The sequence below is a fragment of the Photorhabdus machadonis genome, assembly GCF_052657765.1.
Genome location: NZ_CP199761.1, coordinates 3,215,616 through 3,238,925, shown reverse-complemented (window position 1 = coordinate 3,238,925; position 23,310 = coordinate 3,215,616). Strand labels below are relative to the sequence as shown.

Sequence of the window (23,310 nt, the reverse complement as noted above, 5' to 3'; positions counted from 1 at the left end):
TCGACTGTTTCTCACCCTTACTCATTCCTGTTTTCTGCTTCTCGTATCAGATGCCATACCGTTGTTCCCGGCTCCGCGCCCTGAATATCAAAGGCAGTCGCGCCCTGAACAAAGAAATACTGTTTGTCAGGCTGGCTGTCGGTTCGCCAGAATCCGCTGACCAGCATCGGTTCGCCGCTTCTCACTGGGGTTACATGCAGAGGGCCCCGGTCATAGCGGGCATACCAAGCCAAGGTGGAAGTTGAATTAAAATGACCGGCCCCATAAAAATGCAGTGAATGACCTTCCCGGGGGATCACCCGTATCGGACGTATCAACTGGTTAATGGCGAAATAACTCTCCGGGACACTGCCCGGCAGCGGTGTCAGATCTGGGTATTGACCTGCCCGTATCATCAGACCCTTGGAGTAAGGACTAATGACCACATCTGGGTAACGAGCCAGTGTTTTGCGTATCCAGACTTCTCCGCCCAGACGTCCTACAAAGCGTTTAGACAGCAGGGTGATCCAGTTAATGCCACGGATGGAATGTCCGTACTGTAATTTGGCTGTATGCACTGCGGAGTTCACTTGCAGGGAAGGGTAACGTTGCGCCAGTTGGTGCTCTAAAGGAAAGTAGTCATAGTAATCTTTGGGCAGGACCAGACAATAGCCACAGTCTCCACTGTCGGGTTCGAGCTGTTCACATAGAAAATCCAACCATGCCATAAAACGAGTCATGCCCTCTGGTTCCTTTAGATAATCCCAGGGCAGCACCAGACTCAGGTAGGAGCTACTATCATCACCATCATCCTCATCGGAATCCAGGTAACACATCAGATAATTAGGTGCCTCATCTTCATTTTTGGCATCACTGACCACCCAACTAGAAAACTGGTTTTTTTTCTGATTAAGAATACCTTCTTCCACTTTGGCAATATTTTCCGGTGAATATTTTTTTAACCCTTTCAGCTCATGACGGTGAAAACGCAGGTGGGTACCAAATTCTTCGCGGAAGCGCCGGTAACAGGCCAGAATGCGTTGCTTTTTCTCCAGCGTGTAGCCCTGTTTAAAAAACAGGGTTATTGAGATACCCAGGCGGGAAACAGTCAGTCCATCGCCATTGATAAAAAGAAAAGCGGTCAGTTGTGATCTCAACTGGTCAAAGTAATCTACAGTTTCCATCATTTTCTCCGTGAATTATGAGGCGGTGGCGAATGTTACACCCGCCAATATAGTCAGGACAGCCGCTAATGCTGCGGCACTGGCTGCGGCTAAAATTTTCACCAGTACAATCAGCGCCGCAGCGACGGCAAGGGTGACGAGGATAACAACGGCAACTTCGGCAATAATCACAATCACTTCCAGCATCTCTTCACCCACCTTTTTCAATATTTGCATCCAGCTAATATTTTTGAGGTCTTCCAGGGTGATATCTGAGCCCTGTTGTACGGTTTGCCACCGGGCTTTTATCTCACTCTCCGTCCAGGTCACGATTTTTCCCGTTTGTTCACTGACCCAGGAAAAAGCGTAACTGGCCTGATGGGTTATTGGGTCAATAATCTCGTTACATACCCACTTGCCGGTTTCACTGAACCATGCTCCAAACTGGGCAAGGCGTTCACGGGTACTGTTACGGACATAATCTAACCCCTGTTCTGTCAAGCCGGCTACCTCCTGTCCAAGGATAACCCAGTCTTCATAGCTGGGTAGAAACGACCAGCGGGAAGTGCTGAGAAGCGGTGGATTTTTTGTCAGGGGTTGCGGAATAGTGCCCGGCACGCCCTCTTCAGGAGGTGAGGGTAAGGCGTCATCATCAGGAGGTGAACCGGGCGGCAGGGGGGCCAGTGGTATGGGATTTTTATAGTGCTGGGAGCCGGGTTGGTAATGTTTTCGCCATGTTTCATCGTACTGTTTTTGCTCCTCGGTACGATTATCGCTGATACGCATTACACCAAAGCGGTCTTCGGTCGCAATCTGAATGTAATCAGTTTGTTGTCCCAGAGTTAGGTCATCGCCCGGAAATTTCACCTCAATTAACATTTTTAGATTATCAGGGTGCACAGAACCATCGAAGTAGGTGGCATTTCTGCCCGGCCAGCGGAGAGCTTTATCTTTAACCAAAATAATATCGGGGCGCCGAATACGCTTAACGCTAAACTTCTTCGTATCGTCGGCAGAAGGCCGGGCAAATGGATTGCTGGATTGTGGTAAATTACCGCTATAACGCTGTTTAGAGGCCAGACTGGTCGCCAGCATGGGCAAAGGAACATCTTTAGGCCCTCGGATAGCAAACACCACTTCCGCTTTATAGGGCCACAGAAAGTCATGTTTGAGTTCCTCAACCTTAATCAATCCACTCATAATGACTTGATTAAGAAAGCGAATAGCACCCAGCCGGGTGATAATCATTGCCGGCAGACGCAGGGCGTATTCGGCTTTTCTCGCCAGATAACAGGGATCTTCATCGGCGGGAAAGATGCCTATTTCCATCGTACAGTTAATTGAGGTCACTGCCGGGCACATCTTGCCGCTGTTGGATATTGTCATACTTATTTCTCCGTAAATTCCATAACATGCTCTACCGGTGTGTTATCACTGGCCTGATATAAGGTTTGCTTCGGTTTCGGTGGGGTTTCCGGTGAACTCAGTTGCAGATTTTCTTCTGCCTTACTCTGTACGGTTACAGTTCTGCCCAGCGTGTCAGTTTTACCGGAAAGGGTCTGACCGCCAGCGGTGGTGATGGTATAAAGGGTATTCACCAGCGGCATACCGGTTTGCTCGCTTCGCAGGGTATAGCGTGCTGAGTAGTCGAATAGCGCATCGGCGGATTTCTTTCCGGTGATATGGTCAGACATGGTAATACTGACCCCTTCGATACGGATATTGCCCATTGGGTCAATGACTATCTGCCCGCCTGCGTTCCCAATGGTGATTTGCCCGCTTTCCGAGTGCACAGTGATATGTTTACCTACGATGATTTGCTGGTTATCGGTGATGCTAAATTGATGGCTTTTACCGATTGAAATGGCCTGCTGGCCTTTAATGGTCACCGTTTGATTTTGACTGACTTCCAGCGTCTGGAAGCCCTGCACGGCTTCGTCATCATCGTTTTTAATCATAGTGGTACGGTTATGTTCAACTTCTGTTTTCTGGTCATGGTTTATCTGTGTGGTTTTATCCCTGAGAACCTGCGTATTCATATCCCGTTGAGCATGAATAAACACTTCCTCGCTGCCGTTTTCATCTTCAAAACGCAATTCGTTAAAACCATGACCTTTATGGGTTTTAGTTCTGAACGTAGTGCGGGTCTTCTCCGCCGGTAAATTCAGCGGCGGACGGTTAAGCGCGTTATAGGTACATCCGGTAATCATGGGGCGGTCAATATCGCCGTTGAGATAGGAGATAATCACTTCCTGGCCGATTCGCGGGGTGGCCAGAAAGCCAAATCCGTTGCCGTTCCAGCCTTGTGCCACCCGTACCCAGCAGGACGCCTGGTCATCAGGCGCGTCGTAACGGTTCCAGTGGAAGTGAACGCGAACCGCGCCATCTTTATTGACGTAAATTTCTTCCGTGCCGGGCCCGACAACCGTGGCGACTTCATCGCCGTCAGCCTGGGGTTTGTAGCGGTAGGGCGGACGCCAATCGTTGCGACCGGGAATGAACCGGGTCTGTGAGTTTAAGGTAGTACCGGCTCCGCCATCACCCAAAACGGCGGGCACATGCCCCTGATGTCGGGAAGAGACGACTTGCCAGCGGTCATTCATGGTGTCAATCGGGTGGTGGGTTAACGTGAAGATCCGGCCCGGCATTAATCGAATACAATTGCTGTCCGCTTGCCCTGATTTGCTGTCGGCCCGCACCGCTTCCAGCCGGTACTGGGTTAATGGCATGCCCTCTTTGTTTTTCAGAAAGCGGCCATAACTTTCGAAAATGTGAAATGGCGTGCTGCTCTCTGCCTCAAAATCTGTCGCGTTATGCTGCAAGGCATAATTGGGGTTGTGGTAATTTCTGTCTTTTTGGGAGATCGATTCCGGGCGCATGTGGGAGCCCAGAGACCATTTGGAGATAACATTTTCTTCTGTTGCGCTGGTGACGTCCGGGTTGTAGATCAGCGTATCCGGTGCCCTCATGTTTAAATGGCTGTCGCTGACATGGAGCCCGTCATCGGCGAACCAGAAGAAAATCCCCTCTTCCGCGGCAAGGCGGGTAAAGAAATCATAGGAGGATTCCCTTTTCATGGTGGTGTATTCCCGCACTGAATGCGGGTCGTTAAAATGCATATTAGCCCTGAGTTTTTTCTGTTTCAGTATGCTGTGTAAAATCTCGGGAACGCTGAGTTGGTGATAGATGCGGCTGTCCTGATCGAGGGTCAGCAGCCACATTTCTGGTCTGACGGTCAGGTGATACAGGGTTTGATGCCGGTTTGTGGTGCCAATAACGGCACTTTCAACCAACCCTTTCACTTCACGTTGCGGATTATCGTCACGGGTGACGGTGAACTGCGCGGTTTGGAGCAGGAGGGTATCGGTATCAATATCTGAACGCGGTGTCGCTAATGTCAGAGACAGGGTAAATAACGATGAAAGCGCTTCATCTAATGTAAAATTGACGACCGCAAAAGTCATGGGGGCCAGGTTGCCGATAGTGCAGGAAAAGCGGAGTCCGGTTTTCATGGTTTTTCCTCAATGACATAATTTTTTGGTGTCCGGGCATTATTGAAAGATGTCCAGTATTCATGACCTTCCAGCCCCGGAGAATATCGGGATCACTCGATTCAGGGATACATGAGGTAAGGTGTGCCTGCCTCTTTTATGATCAAAGGTTAATGTGAATTTATATGTTAATTTAGTAAATATCAAGATTGATATTTTAAAGATGTGTAAATCTCACTTTATAACAGTCACGGGTGTAAATTTTATCGGTGTTTAAGTAACATAATGATTTAATTTATTTCAAAAAGTTTGATTTAGGGAAGATTGCTTTAATCAAGTTATGGCACCATGATAGCGAGATGTCATAAGTTGAAATTAATATTTAACTCATAGTTAAGTGAGGTAATAAATGTTACGTTCCATTATTTTGGTTGGAGATTCGACTTCGCATGGTGATTTGTTGAAAATCAGAGAGTACGCCCTTGTCGGGAGTGAATATCATTACTATTCAGAAATAGTTTATATGGGTTGTTTAACCCCTGATTTCTACTCTGAACATGCCGAAGACTTAAAAGAATGCGGGTAAGGATCTTATTACCGGAGCAAGGGTATGAAATGTTTGATCCAAACTAGGTCATCATTGCTTTGAACCCACCTTGTCATTCGTCTTGATCCCACAAATACCCTGCCAAATTTCTCATTGTTCCAGCCATCGAATTTTTTCTCTTTTGTCATGCTAGCAGCTATTTAATTCCATATTTTCTGACTGACAACGTTTTAGACGCTGACAAGGAAAGCCGTGGCCGAAGATAGCGATCTTGAGAAAACAGAAGAACCCACGCCCCATAAACGGGAAAAAGCCCGGAAAGAGGGGCAGGTAGCCCGCTCCAGAGAGCTGAGTTCCATATTGATGCTGACCAGTGGCCTGAGTTTGCTCTGGATGAGCGGTCAATCGATTACTCATGAATTGTCGTTGATGGTGTTTGAAGGTTTTAACTTCGATCACAGCATGGTCAGCAATGATAAGCAAATGGTTCAGCAGATTGGCAGGTTGCTCCGGCAAGCTGTTTGGGCTTTGTTGCCGGTTTTTACCGGATTAGTGTTCGTTGCGTTAAGTGCTCCGGCGCTATTGGGTGGATTAGTATTCAGTACAAAATCCATCAAATTTGACGCGAAAAAATTGAATCCTATTTCTGGTCTGAAACGTATTTTTTCAATGAATGCGTTAGCTGAATTATTCAAAGCGTTGCTTAAAGCCGGATTTGTCGGGATTGGTGCTGCTTTATTTCTTTGGATGAACTGGCCTGCCATGTTACGGCTGATTGCTCAACCACCCCTATTGGCATTGGATGATGCGATGCAAATGTTGGTATTCGCCGGTTATGTGGTGGTTTTCATGTTGATACCGATGGTGGCTTTTGATGTCGTTTACCAGATATACAGCCATCTGAAAAAACTGAGAATGACCCGGCAGGAAATAAAGGATGAATTTAAAGAACAAGAGGGAGATCCACATGTTAAAGCGCGTATCCGTCAACAACAACGGGCGGCTGCCCGTCAGCGTATGATGGCGGATGTACCGAAAGCGGATGTGATTGTCACCAACCCAACTCATTACGCCGTCGCCCTGAAATATGACGAAAAAGCGATGAGTGCGCCAAGGGTATTGGCGAAAGGGGCGGGGATCATTGCATTGCGGATAAAAGAAATGGGCACAGAAAACCACATTCCATTACTTGAGGCACCACCACTTGCCAGGGCACTTTATCGCCATAGTGAAATTGGGGGGCATATCCCCGCGACACTTTACGCGGCGGTAGCGGAAGTGCTTGCCTGGGTCTACCAATTGAAACGTTGGAAACGGGAAGGCGGCTTGAAGCCGAAGAAACCTGAAAATCTGCCAGTGCCGCCAGCACTGGATTTCGCTGGAGAAAATAATCGTCATGGCTAATCTGGCCTCTATACTTCGTTTACCGGGCAATATGAAAGGTTCGCAATGGCAAATTCTTGCCGGACCGGTATTGATCCTCATGATTTTGTCAATGATGGTCCTGCCGTTGCCACCCTTCATATTGGATTTGCTGTTTACGTTTAATATCGCGCTATCAATTATGGTGTTGCTGGTGGCGATGTTTACCCGGCGTACTCTGGATTTTGCCGCATTTCCGACAATATTACTGTTTTCCACTTTGTTGCGTTTGTCTCTTAACGTGGCTTCAACCCGTATCATTTTATTGGAAGGGCATACTGGCTCTGCGGCAGCGGGCCACGTTGTAGAAGCATTTGGTCACTTTCTGGTTGGCGGTAACTTCGCTATCGGTATTGTGGTATTTGTTATCCTGGTATTGATTAACTTTATGGTGATTACCAAAGGTGCGGGGCGTATTGCAGAGGTCGGCGCCCGTTTTGTGCTGGATGGTATGCCAGGTAAACAGATGGCGATTGACGCTGACTTGAATGCCGGATTAATTGGCGAAGAGGAAGCGAAGAAACGCCGTGCGGAAGTGACGCAGGAATCGGATTTCTATGGTTCGATGGATGGTGCCAGTAAGTTTGTGCGCGGCGATGCGATTGCCGGATTAATGATTTTGGTTATCAACGTCGTCGGTGGCTTAATTGTTGGTGTGGCCCAGCATGGTATGAGTATGGGGGATGCGGGGGAAGCTTATACCCTGTTAACCATTGGTGATGGTCTGGTGGCGCAGTTACCTGCCCTGATTATTTCGACCGCGGCCGGTGTGATTGTTACCCGTGTGGCGACGGATCAGGATGTTGGTCAGCAGATGGTGACTCAACTGTTCAATAATCCCCGTGTGTTGATGTTGAGTGCGGGGGTTCTCGGATTGTTGGGCATGGTTCCGGGAATGCCCAATTTTGTTTTCTTGCTGTTTACTGCGGCATTGGCAGGTCTTGGCTGGTATCTCTATCGCCGTGCTGATGGTCCAGTGATGAATGCGGAAAAACCCAAAATAGAAGAACAACAGCAGGCATCAGAAGCTTCATGGTCTGATGTTCAGCTTGAAGATCCACTGGGGATGGAAGTGGGATATCGCCTGATCCCGATGGTTGATTTTCGTCAAAATGGCGAATTACTGGGGCGAATCAGTGGTATTCGGAAGAAATTTGCTCAGGAGATGGGGTATTTACCACCGGTGGTTCATATCCGGGATAACCTCGAACTGGCTCCGGCTGGCTACCGTATTCTCATGAAAGGGGTAGAAATTGGTCGCGGTGAAGCCCATCCGGGGCGCTGGCTGGCAATAAATCCTGGCGGTGCAGTAGGGGAATTGCAAGGTGATATCACCAAAGATCCGGCTTTTGGGCTCTCTGCGGTTTGGATTGATGATAGCCTCAGAGAACAGGCGCAGGTTCAGGGTTATACAGTGGTTGCGGCCAGTACGGTTGTGGCTACCCATATGAATCATCTGTTGACGCAATATGCTAATGAATTGTTTGGCCGTCAGGAAGCCCAACAACTGTTTGAACGTGTCAGTCAGGAGATGCCTAAACTGACCGAAGACTTTATTCCCGATATTATCAGTTTGACAACCTTGCATAAGGTTCTGCAAAACCTGTTGTCCGAACAAGTGCCGATCCGGGATATGCGGACAATTATTGAGACGCTGGCTGAACATGCTCCGGGGCAAACTGATCCCTATGAGCTGACATCTGTGGTCAGAATCGCGCTTGGCCGGGCGATTGCTCAACAGTGGTTCCCGGGAGCGCAGGAAATCCAGGTTATCGGCTTAGATGCCGGTCTTGAGCGTTTGTTAATTCAGGCGTTGCAAAACGGTGGTGGTCTGGAGCCAGGATTGGCGGATAACCTGCAACAGCAGGCAACAGAAGCACTGCAACGTCAGGAGATGTTGGGTGCTCCTCCGGTACTGCTGGTTAACCATGCATTACGCCCGTTATTATCGCGTTTCTTGCGGAGGGCTTTACCTCAGTTAGTGGTTTTATCTAATCTTGAAATTAGTGATAACCGTCAAATTCGTATGACGGCAACCATTGGTGGTAATGGATAATCATATTAATAAAATAATGGGCCATTTATATTCGTAAATGGCCCTTAATATTTTTTTTAAAAAAATTGTCCGTTTAGGATAAAAGTGAGATTTTTCTTTTATCATATTTTCCTTTACAAGTACCGCCGAAGTGGTTTTTATTCACTTCGGTTTTTTTATTATTAAATAATAATCATTAATGAGCTTGAGAATAGGTTGATAAAGAGAGTTATAATTAATTTTTAAATATTGTTAGTTTTGATTTTAATATTATTTAAAGATAAAAAACTTTCGAAATAGATCAAAAATAGAGCAAATCATATTGGGCAGGGATAATAAATAACAAACTAAAGAGTCGAATGTTGAATTAAAGAATAATAATGATAAAGGAAAGATAAAAAATAACACACCAAATTTGGTGACGAAAAAATAAAATTCAGTAATATTTGCCGCTCTAAACAATTCAAAAGGATGAGAGTTAAATATGTATAAAAATATGTTAAATCCCGTAACATTAAGAAAAACAGAAAGTGGACCTCAACTAAAAGGAAATGAGGGCACATATGACACATCAATATTAAAAGGAAGCCCTGTAGGACGAAATGATATTGGAAATTCAGCACCACTGCCTGCTCAAGCAGAAGTTTTTCAAAAAGTTGTCGATGAAAAAATAGAAAGCTTCAAAATAAAGGGAAATCCAATATCAATCGTTGTCTGGCGTAATAATCAGACAGGGCTTACCCACATATTGGATGGTCAGCATCGATTTATCGCTGCATGCATACTTGGCGTACCCGTTAATTTGACATGGAAAAAATTCGGTATACCACCTAATCAGATAGACTGGAGTAGTACAAAATTCTCTAACGGAATACCGGCTAAGACCAAGATATTTGGAAAATAATCGATTAAGTTAGCCTAATGTGTATTAGGCGCGACTTGATCTGATACAGGAATTTGAAAGATTGAGAGTTACCGGTTTTGATATAGATGTCGAAATCTTAAACAAAACGTGAGGTAACTCTCATGCTCCACATTATTCATCCCATCATCAAATATAAAGCTGACTCACTGAGTTTGGCGGAAGAACTTAACTAATATATCCAACGCTTGTAAAATCATGAGCATTTCGCATGACATATTCATTGTGACGAGCGGAATTTTATTAATATTCCTTACGTTTGGTTGCAATTAAATCATCCTGAATAAATTCAAATGTAATGGAGAATGTAACGGGTGCTACGACCACCAGCGCCGGTGCTTTCTAAACAGCCTGGCTCAACTAAATGTGCTAAATGCCTTGTTGCCGTGGGGCGACTTACCTTCGCCACTTTTTGATATTGGCTGCTGTTAATACCCTGCTCAAAATCGCCGTCCAGCATACGGTTTAATACTTGTGCCTGCTCTTTAGTCAATTGGGTCTGATCTATCCGCCGCCAAAACTTAGCTTTTAACACAACCCGATTAATTTCTTTCAGTTTATTTACTAAGGTTTCATGCAGTATTTTCAGAAACTAAACTATCCAGGCGGTAAGATCCATGCTGCCTCTCTGAGTGCTTTCAAGGATTTCGTAATACATCTTACGATGCTCACAAATACTGACTGACATTGCGTAGAAACGGATTGAGCGGTTTTCGGCTTGAGCAAGTGCAAGGTCTGTTAAAAATCGGGTAACGCGGCTGTTTCCGTCTTCTAAGGGGGGGATTGTCACAAACCATAAATGAGCAATTGCTGCCCTAATGATGGGATCGAGACTGGGATCTGTTCGGGATTTATTGAACCATTTTATAAATTGAAGTACTTTCGGCGACGACTCTTTCCGGTGGTGGCGCTTCAAGGTGAACAGCCGGCTTATCCAGACGACCGGATACCACTTCTATCACCCCTTCGCGTAACTGACCTCCTTGTATCGGATTGAACAGGGTGTATCCTGCGGGGAACATCAACTGATGCCACCTGAGGATACGCTCAAGGGTCAGATCGGAGTCACTGTTTTCTATCACATCAAGGGCGACCTCGGTAATGCCGTCAGTTCTTTCTGTTGTTGGATAAGGTTTTTCTTCTGTAATGCCCAACCTGTTCGCCAATGACGCGCGTACAGAAGCCGCGTTCAATCTCTCGCCTTCAATTTCGCTGGAATAGATTATGCTGGATAGCAGGCTATCTAGTGTTGCTTGCCTGGCGTCTTCGTACTCAGATTTGCCTAATAACAATCCTTGGTTGAAATGTACGTCTCGTAGTAATGGTGCAATAACGTCGGCATTCCAGTGGAATTCAGGCCAATTATGTTGTTCCCATATCCACATTGATTTCACCTGTGAGTCAAATAAGACTTCCATTCTACTCATTTACGGTTTTTTTAAGGCAATTAAGATCTTATTGACCTTGATGGAGGGCTGGGCGAGATCTCACACTTTCAGATTCTAAATTATTTAATGTGGATAATTATGATTCTGGTATTATTTAAGTGTGCGCGCTATTTTCTTAATTATTAAAGTAAAATGTTTTCATTATGTATCAATGAAATAGCCTGGTATAAATATGTGACATTTATAGGTGTTATTGATCATTATGTTTATTCTAATAAAATGCTTGGTTGATTGATTTAAATCTAATTAAATTAATGATTATTGCGATACTGGTGGGATTTTATTTAAATGATATGTTTTTAGATGAGTTTTTTTTAAAAAGTAATTTAAATTTTATTAAATGGCTGGCAAAAATTCACTTTTCTATAATGCTTAAATATAACTGATTGTGTCATGCGAAAAACGAATAGCGTAGTCAAGTTAAATATTAAATAAGTGTTATCGGGAGCGTGTCTTTCGAGGGCAGTATCAACTATAACACATAACCAAGGTCTGACTTTATTAATGGGGGAACATTATGTCAACTGAACCGCCGCTACATCAAGATGATATTGTCGTGATACATGTTGCCACACCCGATGATTTGGCGAAGTTTGCCGATCAAGCCCTCTTCTGGAATGAAGAAACCTATGAACAGATGAAAATTGCAGAGGTATTGTTTACGCCAGCAGGAGAAACGCCGCCAGGTCTGGGTATTAAACATATCGCTACGCCCAATGATTTGGCTAAGTTTATCGATGAAGAAGGCTACTGGAATGAGAAAACCTACAAACAGATGGAAGTTGCAAGGGTATTGTTTATACCAGCAGAAAAAATACGCGGTGTGGGGATTAAGCATGTTGCCACACCCGATGATTTGGCGAAGTTTGCCGATGAAGGACTTTTCTGGAGTAAGAAAGACTACGAGCAGCTAAAAGCCGCAGAGGTGCTGTTTGTACCCAGAGAAGGAATGCCCAGTTAGGGGGGTAAACATATCGCCACGCCGGACGATTCGGCAAATGTTACCGATTAAAGTGGCCAATTAAAATGAAGAGAAACATCGAGAGAGGGATAAAGCCAGAATATTGTTTATCCCGAAAGTAAAAGAATAGAACGGCGTGTAACAACGTTAATTTATTTGTCATTCTGCATTGGAGGTATTAATGGCTCACAACAAGACATCTACATCCAGCGAGAATAATTTGTTGGATAAAGAGGAAGTTAAATCTTGGTTTAAATTATATTCCCTGCCGAAAAGTGAAAATTATACTCAATTGGTGCAAATAGCGGCGGAAGGTCGGCGTTTAGCCGGGCTGGACCCTGCTCAGCCTGATAATAATCCAGGGGCAGGATTGAACCGGGATCTGGATGAGGTGAATTTACTCTTAGTGAATCCCGGTGAAGGGGTGCATATCGGAGAAGACCGTGAAATTGCGGTCAATATTAATAAGGACAGCGGCTTACAGTTTATTAATGGCGAATTGGGGTTACGCCCCGAGTTTAAATTGTCGCTGGAGTTGTTTGAGAGTTTTACGCAGGAACAACAAAGAGAACTTTACCGTTGGTTGATTCATGCTGGAGAGATGGCAGCGAGTAAAGTGCAGTTGCCCGCGCTTGACCTGCCGGCCAACGGTAACAATAAAAATCTTGGCGCTGTTGTCAGTGTCAGCGGCGATGGGAAAACTGTCGCGCTTAGTGGGGCAGAAGGAAAGGAACCTGTATATCTATTTTCTTATACCGATAACGGTTGGCGGCAGCAATTCGCTGATTACGTTAGTGGTTATGGCGGTAGAGCGTTAAGTCTGAATCGAAATGGTAATGTTCTCGCGGTGGGTATTGATAACCGAAACAGTGATGGTGGGCATGGTTCAGTGTTCGTTTATCACAGATTGGCAAATGGTGTGTGGGAGAAATCGGCCAAACTTTGGCTGAGTGAGGCGAACGTTCAGCAGCATTTCGGTTGTTCTGTGAGCCTGAGCGCAGATGGCACCCTATTAGCAGTAGGCGCTTATGGCTGGGGATCGGGTTCACTGACTAATTGTGGCGCAGTGTATCTTTATCAGTATGACGGAAAGAAATGGTCACAGCTTGGTGAGCGTCTGGCCTTATCTTCTCCGGCACAGGGCGATATGTTTGGCGGCAAACTTAGCTTGAGTGCGGATGGTTCAACTTTGGCAGTGGCGGCAACCGGGCGTAATGGTAATAACGGTGAAGTGACGATATTTCATCGTCTCGGGGAATATTGGCAGCCGCGACCGCCACTCAATTCGCTGACTTCTCCTTCACTCGACAGCAGTGACAGCTTTGGCGCCAGTCTCAGCCTGAACGATAGCGGCGATATTTTGGCGGTGGGGTGTCCGGGAGAGAAGGGCAATGTTGGTGCGGTCTATGTGTACCAGCGTTACCGTAATGCATGGCAATCCATGGGGATACTGAGAGAAGCGGTGACTGCCGGGGAAAGGTTTGGTAGCGAACTCTCTTTGAGTGGCGATGGTCAGATACTGGTGGTGTCAACACCTGTTGGTAAAGATAACACAGGTGTGCAAACCGGTGCCGGATGGTGGTTTAGTTATCAGGATGAACAATGGATTACGCAGGGCAGATTATTGGCAGTGGATGGGGAATCAAACCATAAATTTGGTGCCGGCATTTGTCTTAGCGGTGACGGCAATACATTGGTGATTGGAGCCAGTGGCTGGAAGAGTGGAGAAGGGAAAGTTTACCTTTACGACTAGCTAAATGAGGAAAAAACGATGGCGAAAGAGATAACAGATGAAACGGTCAGCCAGCTTAGTGCCCATTTCGCCCCGGGCAAGATCCCGACTGAGGCGGCATTTTATTCACTGATTGATTGGGCTATGTTGTGGCGACAGCTTTTTGGTTGGCGGGATAGTGATCAAACTTATCATCCGGGAGTTGGGTTGCAGGTTATCGACAACCGTTTGGTGGTTAAGATTGGTGATGGCATCTCGTTGGAACCGAAAGGGCTTGCGTTAAAGCTACAGCTCGATGGGGGATTGATGTTAGATAAATCCGGGGTGCTGTCGGTGGATGGGACTGTAGCGGTTTCGGCCCAAGCTTTTAAATTGCTTCCTGAGGAGACGCAAAAACAAATTGCCAAGTTGTTATTGAATGCGGGCACTAAGTATTCTCAATAACCGGGTGGTAGGTTTAAATTTCCCTGAACAGAAACTGGTGGCAGTGACTGTCTAATTACGGCTTTTGAGGAAATATGATGACTGATAAAGAAATTAGTACCGTTGACTCATTGAAAGCGAGTTTTAAGTCCGGTGTTCCGCCTGCACCTGAAGCCTTTTTCCATTTGATTGATGAGGCATATAAGGCATACGAAATCATTGATGGCGGAAAGGGGAGTGGCCCGACCGCAGGGCTGAAACGAGATGATAAAGGAAAACTGGCTCTCAACACTCACCTTTCTGGCGGGTTAAACCTTGAACAGGGGGCTTTGGTTCTATCACTAAAGCCAGAAGGTGGATTCTCTTTTGATGGAGGAAGGCGCCTGAAATTGGATGCCGATCGGCAGGTTCAGTTTGCGGATTTCTTCAGTTTATCGCGGTGGGAACGGATGGAGATCACGCAGTTGTTGGGTTTTAAACGTGCCATGATGGCGCGTATGGTTTCTCCTTCCCCTAAAGCGAATGAATATTTTGGCACTTCTGTGAGCCTGAACGCGGCGGGAGACTGCTTAGCGGTTGGGATGGATAATAAAGTCTGTGTGTATACGGGCCGGAAGGGTGAGTGGAATATAAACGCTCCCACTGTGTTTGAGGATGATCAAAATCAATCTCGTCGTTCTTTATGGGACGTCAGTTTGAATGCGGTAGGAGATTGCCTGGCGGTGGGATACTTGGTGGAATACTTTCTTAATGATAAGAAAGTGAAGGCTTGTGTGTATACGCGCACGAATGGCGTCTGGGATACCAAAAATCCCATTGTGTTTCCGCTGGAAGATCAACGTGGATACGCTGGTGGTCACAATGTCAGCTTGAGCGCCACAGGAGATTGTCTGGCGGTGGCGGGCGACTCTTGGTCCTACATATATACACGCACGAATGGGATTTGGGATACAGAAAACCCCTTTAAGTTGATTAACTCGTTTACCAAGGTTTGTCTGAGTGCCTCGGGAAATTGTCTGGCGGGATATGGTATCGATTATTCTCATGATCCAATAAATGTGGTTTATGTGTATACACGCACGAATGGGATTTGGGATAAAAAAAACCCCATTAAGTTCATGGCCGCTAAAAATCGTTCATCCAGTTTTAATCGGATTTTTAGCCTAAATGCAGAGGGAGATCTTCTGGCGGTGGGGGTAGATTATGATATCCCTACTAAGGGGAAGGTTTATCTGTATACGCGCACGAATGGGATCTGGGATACAGAGAGTCCCATTAGGTTTTCGGCTCCTGCAAGTGACGTAACGTATTTTGGCAGTGCTATCAAACTGAATGATGTGGGAAATCGTCTGGTCGTGGGGGCGGCTTCCCGGGTGTATGTGTACACCTGTCTAAATAATAAGTGGAATATGGAAACACCTATCGAGATTTTGGACCCCTCAGGCAATTCAGACAATTTAAATGGTTTTGGTAAATCTGTCAGTTTGAATAGGTGGGAGACGAGTTTAGCGGTTGGTGCAATTTCAGCCGAGGTTAGTTCTGTGTCTGAAGCTGGTGCAGTCTATGTCTTTGAGAATGTTAAATGATGCCCATCATCACTAACACTAAGCGGAACATTGCCAGCATGGGTTTTTAAGGGGCGTGGGAATAAATTGTCAGAGTTGTTATTGAATGCTGGCAGTTCGCATTCTTAATAACCGGGTAGTGGGTCTAAATTTCCCTGAACAGAAACCGGTGGCAGCGACTGTTTAATACAGCTTTCGAGGAAATTATGATGACTGATAAAGAAATTAGTACTGTGGACTCATTGAAAGCGAGTTTTAAATCTGGTATGCGGCTCATGCCGGAAGCCTTTTCTCATTTGATTGATGAAGCATATAAAGCATATGAAATCATTGATGGCGCTCAGGGTGATGGCCCAATCGCGGGGCTGAAAAGAGATGACAAAGGAAAACTGACCCTCAACACTCAGCATTCTGGCGGGTTAAACCCTGAACAGGGAGCTTTGGCCTTATCACTGAAACCAGAAGGGGGACTCTCTTTTGATGGGGGAGGATATCTGAAATTGGATGCCGCTCGGCAGATTAAGTTTGCGGATTTTTTCAGTTTATCGCGGGGAGCACGGATGGAGATCACGCAGTTGTTGGGTTTGAAACGTACTCTGATAACGCGAATTGTTTCTCCTTCCCCCATAGAGGATGAGTACTTTGGTAGCTCTGTTAGCCTGAACGCAGCGGGAGACTGCTTAGCGGTTGGGTCGAATCGTAAAGTCTGTGTGTATACGCGTCGGAAGAGGGGTGAGTGGAATATAAGAAAGCCTATCGTACTTGAGAATTCTGAAAATCAATCTCGTAAGCCTTCATGGGATGTCAGTCTGGATGCGGCGGGAGATTGCCTAGCTTTGGGAAACACTTCGCCCTCTATGGTTTATGCATATATACGCACGAATGGCGTTTGGGATACAAAACACCGCATTGTATTTCCGCAGGCTGCTGAATATTTTGGTGAGAATGTCAGCTTGAGCGCCGCAGGAGATTGTCTGGTGAGTGGGGGCGGGTACGGAGGCGGGTACTATCCTATGTTCTCTATGTTTACACGCACGAACGGGATCTGGGATACAGAAAACCCTATTCAGTTTCCGGTTCCTTATAGATTTGGCAAAGTTGTCCGCCTGAGTGCCGCGGGAAACTGTCTGGCGGCGTTGGATGATGGCGGTCACATGATTTATGTGTATACACGCACAAATGGGACTTGGGATACAGAAAACCCCATTAAGTTCAGTTCCCCTGAAAATCACCTATTATTGGGCAGGGCTTTTAGACTGAATGCAGAGGGAGATCGCTTAGCGATGGGGATAATGCCGAATGAGGATAAACCCGCTGATTGGAAAGTTTATCTGTATACGCGTACGCATGGGATCTGGGATAAAGAAAATCCCATTAAGTTTTCGGCTCCTGCAAGTGACGTAACGTATTTTGGCCGCGCGCTCGAACTGAATGATGCAGGAGATCGCTTGGTAGTGGGAGCATATTCCAGGGCATATGTGTATACCTGCATAAATAATAAGTGGAATATGGAAACACCTATCGAGATTTTGAACCCTTCAGACAATTTAAGTGGTTTTGGTGGGGCTGTCGGCCTGAATAAGGCGGGGACGAGTTTGGTTGTTGGCGCAGGTCCATTCAAGTTTGGTTCTGAGTCCGAAGCCGGTGCAGTCTACATCTTTGAAAATATTAAATGATTCCCATATAGATGACGGTGACTGTTTAATACAGTTTTCGAGGAAATTATGATGACTGATAAAGAAATTAATACCGTTGACTCATTGAAAGCGAATTTTAAATCTGGTGTGAGGCTCATGCCGGAAGCCTTTTCCCATTTGATTGATGAAGCATATAAAGCATATGAAATCATTGATGGCGCTCAGGGTGATGGCCCAACCACAGGGCTAAAACGAGATGGCAAAGGGAAACTGGCCCTCAACACCCAGCATTCTGGCGGGTTAAACTCTAATCAAGGCGCTTTGGCCCTATCACTGAAACCAGGAGGTGGACTCTCTTTTGATGGAGGTGGGTATCTAAAGTTTGATACCGCTCGGCAGGTTCAGTTTGCAGATTTTTTCAGTTTATCGCGGTGGGAACGGATGGAGATCACTCAGGTGTTGGGTTTGAAACGCACCATGATAACGCGAATTGTTTCTCCCTTCCCCAAAAAGGATGAGAGCTTTGGCAGTTCTGTTAGCTTGAACGCAGCGGGAGACTGTTTAGCGGTTGGGATGATTAATAGAGTCTATGTATATGCGCGCCGGAAGAGTGGTGAGTGGGATACAAGTAAGCCTATTGTGCTTGAGGTTAATGAAGATGAAGATCATAGAGCTTCATGGAGTGTCAGTCTGGATGCGGCGGGAGATTGCCTGGCGTTGGGAAGCCCGGTGCCAGCGATGATTGATAACATAGGGAGGGTTTGTGTGTATACGCGCACGAATGGCGTCTGGGATACAAAGAATCCCATTGTGTTTCCGAGTGCAAGTGAATACTTTGGTATGAGTGTCAGCTTGAGCGCAGCAGGAGACTGTCTGGTGGCGGGGGGCCAATACTTCTCTCCGTTCCGTATATTTATGCGCAAGAATGGGATCTGGGATAGAGAAAACCCCATTCAGATTCCGCTCCCTTCGGATTCTTATCAGTTTGGCAGGATTGCCCGCCTGAGTGCCGCGGGAAACTGCCTGGCGGCGCGTGATAACGGTTCCACGATTTATATGTATACACGCACAAATGGGATCTGGGATGGAGAAAACCCTATTAAGTTTAGAGCTCCTGAAGATGACTCATCCGGTTTTGGCTGGGCTTTTAGCATGAATGCAGAGGGAGATCGTCTGGCGGTGGGTACGAATTTTTATAAATCCACTGATGGGGAAGTTTATCTGTATACGCGCAGGGATGGGATCTGGGATAGAGAAAATCCCATTAAGTTTTCGGCCCCTGCAAGTGGCGTAACGTATTTTGGCAGCTCACTCGAACTGAATGATGCGGGGGATCGTCTGGTCGTGGGGGCGTCTTCCAGGATGTATGTGTATACCTGTCTGAATGATGAGTGGAATATGGAAACACCTATGGAGATTTTGAATCCTTCAGGCAATCCAAATGGTTTTGGTGGGGTTGTCGGCCTGAATAAGGCGGGGACGAGTTTGGCCGTTGGTGCATGGGCAGAGAACGTCGATTCTGAGCCCAAAGCCGGTGCAGTTTATATCTTTGAGAATGTGAAATAATACTCATAATCACACACGTATGACGCCCGTTATGATCACGTTTTTTGCATTAGCGAAATGGATAATCATCGTGGATAAAAGAGTGCCGTTCATTATGATGAGCGGTACTTGATTAAGGCTTATTTATGCTTATGAAGCGAGATTACTTTTTACGGGAATTAACATCAGGAAGTTCTACAAGTTCCCCCCGGTTATACAATGGCCCCATATCAATTTTCTCTTTACCTTTAATTGGAATATAACCAGCTCCTGCTCTGGCTGCATTTGCCAGCAGGCCGCAGCCCTGCTCGCCAGACCAGGAGAAGAGTAAGCCGCTGAAATCTCCGTCAGACTCAGTGGATTCAAGATTGTTTGAAAAGATAGTCGATAATATCCTGTTCAAATTCAAAGGTATCACGTCGTTCTGCAAGGTAGCTTTTTAGTACAGTGAGTGAACGCAGGCTTTCGCGTAGTTGGATTTCGTTTTCTCTATTTTGCCGCAATTTTTTGCAGTGTTCGCGGAGGTTATCCTCTATTACCTTCGATGTTTCACCTCCCAGTGTGCGCCAAATCATGCCCGGTAACGAATCAGATTTCTTTAGCTGATTAAGCTCACTGGCTAGTATATCTATACGTGCTTTTAGCAACTTATTGATGTCGGATATATCCCGACTGTTAAAGCTGAAAGTTGGATCAATGTACTGGTGGTACATGTTTATTATCGTCCAGATATCATTATCTTTCTTGGCTTTTGATAACTGCACCATCAACTGGTTTTTTTTCTTTTTTTCATCTAAATCCTGTTCACGATCCGGATGTAATACCTTGGCTATTTTTCTATACATTTGGCTCACTTCCTGCGATTTAAATAAATCATCCAGTTTTTTCTGGTCTTCTGCCGCAGGGTCGAAGTCAGTGGTGTCTTCTGCATCATATTCGTCGTAGAAATGTTCTGATTCCCGTTGAAAATGCTGTTCTATGGTGGCCCGCATTTTTTCAGGACTTTTCATCATATCAAGTAATTCTTCATCAGATATTTCTTCATTAAAATCAAAATATTCATCCAGAGTCTGCCGGATATCAGCCATCTGTTCTGGTGTCGGCGTTTCCTCTTCTTTCAACGCATGAAGATTGGAAAAGTGATCGGTCAACTTATTGAGATCAAGGTTTTCGTTAAAGGGGTAAGTACATAACTCAGCAAGCTCTTCTTCTATCCAGAAAAATAATTCTCTCCGTTGGTTTTTCCCCAGCGATTTCTTTTCGGCAAATGAAAGCAACCGTGCCGCTTTATCATATCTGGATTGTATATATTGATGCTCTACCGGTAAAACCTCCTGTTGAAAGCGCATGAACAACGCGTCTTGCTGCTGTTGTAGCTTGGCGATCTTCAATTGGTATTTTTCGATGGACTTCCAGTAAGCTTTGAATTGTTGCTGAGGCGTTTTTGGTATCTGCTGTCCGCTCGATTTTCTTTTTTTTAGTTGCTTGTGCATCAATATTGTTCCTGAAGTTGAAACTCGTATGTTGAGTAATTAAAAATTATATTGTCAATACCCGTTGCCGTTTATTCTTATTCTGCAATATATTTTCGTAACACGCAAAACATTGTAATTGTGTAATTGTTACATTGACTTATAAATGGTGATTTTTGCTAATCTTTTCTTCCCAGATTGCAATAACCGTTTCACAATACTTTTCGTCTGAATTATTCATGCTTGAGGACTCCGTGAGCAGCTACGAAGCTTGGATTGAACAGGAAGCCGATGCTGACAAATACTATCAAAATAATAAAAAACGGCACTACCGCGATGGGCGGTAATGCGCTGAATCAAACCTGGACTTTATGGCCGGAAAGCATGGAGTGACGGGTAGCCTGACCGTCTGAGCCATAAAGAGAGGGGCTGTGGTGGCTTTTTAGAAAAGCGATAGTTTTGCTATTTAACTCAAGATGCTGGGCTAATAATCGACCATTATGGGCGTTTAAATCACGAACCTGGGTAATTGCTTTGCCGATCTGTTGCCATAATGTGGCAAGCACAGGTTGCTTATCGTAAGGCGCGATGGTCTTTAATTCTTTGCTTAAATTAAGACGCTGCTGTTCTGAATGACCAAGCGCGGATAACAGAAAGTTTTTTCGTTCTGTTACCCAGTGTAAATCTCGTGCTTCAATAAAACCCTCGCACAGAATACGCTGTTCTTCCGCCATTGTTTGGGTCAGCGAGGTTAAATAGGTAGCTTGCTGTTCGAGTAATTGTTGAAGTTCTTCCATAACGGGTTTAATTACTTTTTATAATACGGAAAGTTTTCGGCGGCTTCTCTGAGCAGAGCATCTGCGATTTTACCGCTGTTCATTTTTAAGGTTCCCTGAGCGACAGCTTCTTTCAGCTTTTGCACCTTTTGGATGTTGATATCTTGGCTGCTCGGCTGAACCAGTTTTGTTTGTGCTTCGCTCAGTTTTACTTGTGCATCACTGCTTTTTAACGTAACGCCGGAGGTTCTTCGGGTGCCCTGGGCGCTTTCATTAGTAGGTCGCTGTTGAACAGCAGCGATAGCTAATAAGGGTTGAGTGCGTTCGATACTCATAATCATTATCCTTTATGGCCAGGCATAGGTTCACCTATGGATCGGAGCAGGTTACATGCCATTTGCATACCTGCAAATCATGCTCTGCTGGTTATATCGGCACAGTAAAAGAAAACTTTAGCAACTTATAACATGATTTTTACACTGCCGTTTTCTAACGCCTGGCCGGTTATAACGTGCCCTGAATTCATTCGAACCCTGACTTTATCAGAAGTTACCGCGTTATTAATAGCTTTCCCTTCGTTGCGTACCTGAAAACCCTTTCCTTGTACAATCACCCCCACATTCTGACCTGCCCGCACAGCCCACGGGCGACGTAACATATTGCGGGTAATTGCCTGTCCTGCCGGAATGTTGCGTATAGCAACACTGTTTTTTATTTCATTTTTGTTAACAATCAGATCGTTCGGTAGTTTTTCCAGCAATCCGCTTCTGACCTGAAAATCTTTCTCCGATAAAACTTCATTACGGGAGAGGACGCGGCGGGTAACCCAATAATGTCCTGTCACGCTGACAGTGACCTGAATAAATTTGCGTTTTTGATGGCAAATGATGGGTAAAGAGATATTTCCCCAGTGTTGACCACTAACCGGCGGGTGAATTTCTGGTGATTCACACTGAGGCCATTGCCGTTCCGGTGTTCTGATTTTAACAGAAATTTTTTGATGATTGTCCCCGTGCATCTGCTGAAAATAATGCGTTATGGCTTGAGGTAGATTATTCCCCCATACCATCGGAGTCATAAAGAAAACCGCGAATAGCCCGATAACCTTTATAGCTTGCATCTTCTCGCTCTCATTATTTCAGTCAATTCTGTCAATAAAGTAGATAAATCCGCGGCTGTTGGGTGGCGCACAGTGTACCTGTATTGAATATCGGTCAATGGGATAAATAGCAATTCAATTAGCGTCTATTCATCCGATAGGCTTTTCTTTCTGCGTTTATTCTGTTTACTGCGAGTTTCGCGATCGCGAACTGCGCTATTAAGGTTCATAACACAGGTAAGTCACATCAGGGGGAGGAATATGCTCGATAAATTAGATGCAGCCTTTCATTTTCAGCAGGAAGCTTTGTCATTGCGATCACGGCGACAGGAAATATTGTCCGCGAATATCGCCAATGCGGATACTCCAGGATATCAGGCGCGGGATGTTGATTTCGCCACACAACTGAAAAAAACTATTGAGCACGGTCGGGTCACCGGAAACGGAATCGGGCTGACGCTGACATCGGATCGGCATATTCCAATTCAGCCTCAAAAGAGAATGGAGATGGATTTGCTGTATCGGGTGCCCTATCAGGCGGCGATGGATGGCAACACGGTGGATATGGATATGGAACGCGGCAATTTTATGGATAACAGCCTGAAGTATCAGGCTGAACTGACGGCGACCAGCGCCCAAGTTAAAAGCATGATGTCAGTCTTACAGCAAGGATAAAGGCCATGTCTTTACTCAGTATTTTTGATATTGCCGGTTCGGCATTATCAGCTCAATCCCAACGATTAAATGTCAGTGCCAGCAATATGGCGAATGCCGATAGCGTTTCGGGGCCTGATGGTCAGCCATATCGGGCGAAACAGGTGGTTTTTCGGGTTGCTACACCGGCAGGGCAGGAAACAGGCGGTGTTCGGGTTAGTGAAATTGTCGATGATCCCACCCCTTTCCGCCTTGAGTATCAGCCAGGGCACCCGCTGGCCGATGAAAAGGGCTATGTGCGTATGCCAAACGTTGATGTTGTCGGGGAAATGATCAACACCATTTCGGCTTCCCGTAGCTATCAGGCCAACGTTGAGGTACTGAATACAACCAAATCGATGATGCTGAAAACATTAACGTTAGGTCAGTAACAGGAGCG

Annotated in this window: 19 protein-coding genes and 1 pseudogene; 11 read left to right on the top strand and 9 right to left on the bottom strand. The window is 45.6% G+C overall.

All coding sequences use genetic code 11. The features are described 5' to 3' along the window. Window positions 1–17 precede the first annotated feature (17 nt). The 3 genes from ACUN2T_RS15300 to tssI are packed head-to-tail and all read right to left on the bottom strand — an operon-like array spanning window position 18 to window position 4,654. Entirely contained in the window at window positions 18–1,163 is a 1,146-nt protein-coding gene (locus tag ACUN2T_RS15300; protein WP_445497885.1) for a DUF3396 domain-containing protein, read from the bottom strand. A gap of 15 nt (window positions 1,164–1,178) precedes the next feature. Further along, on the bottom strand, window positions 1,179–2,528 hold the full coding sequence (locus ACUN2T_RS15295; protein WP_445493871.1) for a VRR-NUC domain-containing protein: 1,350 nt from the start codon (window positions 2,526–2,528) through the stop codon (window positions 1,179–1,181). Window positions 2,529–2,530: 2 nt separating this feature from the next. Then, on the bottom strand, window positions 2,531–4,654 hold the full coding sequence (gene tssI / locus ACUN2T_RS15290) for a type VI secretion system tip protein TssI/VgrG (RefSeq protein WP_445493870.1): 2,124 nt from the start codon (window positions 4,652–4,654) through the stop codon (window positions 2,531–2,533). A gap of 778 nt (window positions 4,655–5,432) precedes the next feature. On the opposite strand from tssI, the gene flhB reads away from it, so the two are divergent. The 3 genes from flhB to ACUN2T_RS15275 all read left to right on the top strand — a co-directional run bounded on the left by flhB (window position 5,433) and on the right by ACUN2T_RS15275 (window position 9,541). Continuing rightward, the gene (gene flhB, locus ACUN2T_RS15285; protein WP_445493868.1) at window positions 5,433–6,584 is read left to right on the top strand and encodes a flagellar biosynthesis protein FlhB; all 1,152 of its coding nucleotides are present in this window, start codon (window positions 5,433–5,435) and stop codon (window positions 6,582–6,584) included. Further along, window positions 6,577–8,658 (top strand): flagellar biosynthesis protein FlhA, encoded by a 2,082-nt coding sequence (gene flhA / locus ACUN2T_RS15280; protein ID WP_445493867.1) that lies wholly within the window; start codon window positions 6,577–6,579, stop codon window positions 8,656–8,658. The genes flhB and flhA overlap by 8 nt, the downstream gene beginning before the upstream one ends. Window positions 8,659–9,121: 463 nt before the next feature. After that, window positions 9,122–9,541, top strand: a complete 420-nt coding sequence (locus tag ACUN2T_RS15275) for a hypothetical protein (protein WP_445493866.1) — start codon at window positions 9,122–9,124, stop codon at window positions 9,539–9,541. Between the two features lie 307 nt (window positions 9,542–9,848). On the opposite strand, the pseudogene ACUN2T_RS15270 reads toward ACUN2T_RS15275, so the two are convergent. Continuing rightward, window positions 9,849–10,944: pseudogene (locus tag ACUN2T_RS15270) on the bottom strand (Fic family protein). Between the two features lie 580 nt (window positions 10,945–11,524). On the opposite strand from ACUN2T_RS15270, the gene ACUN2T_RS15265 reads away from it, so the two are divergent. From ACUN2T_RS15265 to ACUN2T_RS15240, 6 genes are all read left to right on the top strand, one after another. Further along, on the top strand, window positions 11,525–11,968 hold the full coding sequence (locus ACUN2T_RS15265; RefSeq protein ID WP_445493864.1) for a hypothetical protein: 444 nt from the start codon (window positions 11,525–11,527) through the stop codon (window positions 11,966–11,968). Window positions 11,969–12,149: 181 nt separating this feature from the next. Next, window positions 12,150–13,721 carry a hypothetical protein gene (locus ACUN2T_RS15260; protein WP_445493863.1) on the top strand — a complete coding sequence of 524 codons (1,572 nt, stop codon included), beginning with the start codon at window positions 12,150–12,152 and terminating at the stop codon, window positions 13,719–13,721. An 18-nt stretch (window positions 13,722–13,739) separates the two neighbouring features. After that, window positions 13,740–14,144 (top strand): hypothetical protein, encoded by a 405-nt coding sequence (locus ACUN2T_RS15255; protein WP_445493862.1) that lies wholly within the window; start codon window positions 13,740–13,742, stop codon window positions 14,142–14,144. Window positions 14,145–14,218: 74 nt separating this feature from the next. Then, complete coding sequence (locus ACUN2T_RS15250) at window positions 14,219–15,709, top strand: hypothetical protein (protein ID WP_445493861.1); 1,491 nt, start codon at window positions 14,219–14,221, stop codon at window positions 15,707–15,709. A gap of 185 nt (window positions 15,710–15,894) precedes the next feature. Continuing rightward, window positions 15,895–17,364: a hypothetical protein gene (locus ACUN2T_RS15245; RefSeq protein ID WP_445493860.1), complete on the top strand. Its 1,470-nt coding sequence runs from the start codon at window positions 15,895–15,897 to the stop codon at window positions 17,362–17,364. A gap of 48 nt (window positions 17,365–17,412) precedes the next feature. Next, on the top strand, window positions 17,413–18,891 hold the full coding sequence (locus ACUN2T_RS15240; protein ID WP_445493858.1) for a hypothetical protein: 1,479 nt from the start codon (window positions 17,413–17,415) through the stop codon (window positions 18,889–18,891). Window positions 18,892–19,033: 142 nt separating this feature from the next. Here the strand turns inward: ACUN2T_RS15240 and ACUN2T_RS15235 are convergent, their stop codons facing one another. The 5 genes from ACUN2T_RS15235 to flgA form a co-directional block, all read right to left on the bottom strand. Then, on the bottom strand, window positions 19,034–19,288 hold the full coding sequence (locus ACUN2T_RS15235) for a hypothetical protein (RefSeq protein WP_445493857.1): 255 nt from the start codon (window positions 19,286–19,288) through the stop codon (window positions 19,034–19,036). Beyond that, complete coding sequence (locus ACUN2T_RS15230; protein ID WP_445493856.1) at window positions 19,233–20,363, bottom strand: hypothetical protein; 1,131 nt, start codon at window positions 20,361–20,363, stop codon at window positions 19,233–19,235. Before ACUN2T_RS15230 ends, ACUN2T_RS15235 begins: the two co-directional genes overlap by 56 nt. 335 nt (window positions 20,364–20,698) lie before the next feature. Then, a complete protein-coding gene (locus ACUN2T_RS15225; protein ID WP_445493854.1) occupies window positions 20,699–21,139 on the bottom strand; it encodes a flagella synthesis protein FlgN in 441 nt (146 codons plus the stop codon). An 11-nt stretch (window positions 21,140–21,150) separates the two neighbouring features. After that, window positions 21,151–21,453, bottom strand: coding sequence for a flagellar biosynthesis anti-sigma factor FlgM (flgM, locus tag ACUN2T_RS15220; RefSeq protein ID WP_445493852.1), 303 nt, complete (start codon window positions 21,451–21,453; stop codon window positions 21,151–21,153). Window positions 21,454–21,578: 125 nt separating this feature from the next. Then, window positions 21,579–22,238: a flagellar basal body P-ring formation chaperone FlgA gene (gene flgA / locus ACUN2T_RS15215; protein WP_445493850.1), complete on the bottom strand. Its 660-nt coding sequence runs from the start codon at window positions 22,236–22,238 to the stop codon at window positions 21,579–21,581. Window positions 22,239–22,478: 240 nt separating this feature from the next. On the opposite strand from flgA, the gene flgB reads away from it, so the two are divergent. Then, the gene (gene flgB, locus ACUN2T_RS15210) at window positions 22,479–22,892 is read left to right on the top strand and encodes a flagellar basal body rod protein FlgB (RefSeq protein ID WP_445493849.1); all 414 of its coding nucleotides are present in this window, start codon (window positions 22,479–22,481) and stop codon (window positions 22,890–22,892) included. A gap of 5 nt (window positions 22,893–22,897) precedes the next feature. Further along, window positions 22,898–23,302: a flagellar basal body rod protein FlgC gene (gene flgC / locus ACUN2T_RS15205; RefSeq protein WP_445493848.1), complete on the top strand. Its 405-nt coding sequence runs from the start codon at window positions 22,898–22,900 to the stop codon at window positions 23,300–23,302. Window positions 23,303–23,310: the final 8 nt, after the last annotated feature.

Coding starts and splice junctions, on each gene's coding strand:
- tssI (WP_445493870.1), bottom strand. CDS start 4,654: ATGAAAACCGGACTCCGCTTTTCCTGCACTATCGGCAACCTGGCCCCC.
- ACUN2T_RS15225 (WP_445493854.1), bottom strand. CDS start 21,139: ATGGAAGAACTTCAACAATTACTCGAACAGCAAGCTACCTATTTAACC.
- ACUN2T_RS15250 (WP_445493861.1), top strand. CDS start 14,219: ATGATGACTGATAAAGAAATTAGTACCGTTGACTCATTGAAAGCGAGT.
- ACUN2T_RS15295 (WP_445493871.1), bottom strand. CDS start 2,528: ATGACAATATCCAACAGCGGCAAGATGTGCCCGGCAGTGACCTCAATT.
- ACUN2T_RS15265 (WP_445493864.1), top strand. CDS start 11,525: ATGTCAACTGAACCGCCGCTACATCAAGATGATATTGTCGTGATACAT.
- flgC (WP_445493848.1), top strand. CDS start 22,898: ATGTCTTTACTCAGTATTTTTGATATTGCCGGTTCGGCATTATCAGCT.
- ACUN2T_RS15230 (WP_445493856.1), bottom strand. CDS start 20,363: ATGCACAAGCAACTAAAAAAAAGAAAATCGAGCGGACAGCAGATACCA.
- flgM (WP_445493852.1), bottom strand. CDS start 21,453: ATGAGTATCGAACGCACTCAACCCTTATTAGCTATCGCTGCTGTTCAA.
- flhA (WP_445493867.1), top strand. CDS start 6,577: ATGGCTAATCTGGCCTCTATACTTCGTTTACCGGGCAATATGAAAGGT.
- ACUN2T_RS15275 (WP_445493866.1), top strand. CDS start 9,122: ATGTATAAAAATATGTTAAATCCCGTAACATTAAGAAAAACAGAAAGT.
- flgB (WP_445493849.1), top strand. CDS start 22,479: ATGCTCGATAAATTAGATGCAGCCTTTCATTTTCAGCAGGAAGCTTTG.
- flgA (WP_445493850.1), bottom strand. CDS start 22,238: ATGCAAGCTATAAAGGTTATCGGGCTATTCGCGGTTTTCTTTATGACT.
- ACUN2T_RS15300 (WP_445497885.1), bottom strand. CDS start 1,163: ATGGAAACTGTAGATTACTTTGACCAGTTGAGATCACAACTGACCGCT.
- ACUN2T_RS15240 (WP_445493858.1), top strand. CDS start 17,413: ATGATGACTGATAAAGAAATTAATACCGTTGACTCATTGAAAGCGAAT.
- ACUN2T_RS15255 (WP_445493862.1), top strand. CDS start 13,740: ATGGCGAAAGAGATAACAGATGAAACGGTCAGCCAGCTTAGTGCCCAT.
- ACUN2T_RS15245 (WP_445493860.1), top strand. CDS start 15,895: ATGATGACTGATAAAGAAATTAGTACTGTGGACTCATTGAAAGCGAGT.
- ACUN2T_RS15260 (WP_445493863.1), top strand. CDS start 12,150: ATGGCTCACAACAAGACATCTACATCCAGCGAGAATAATTTGTTGGAT.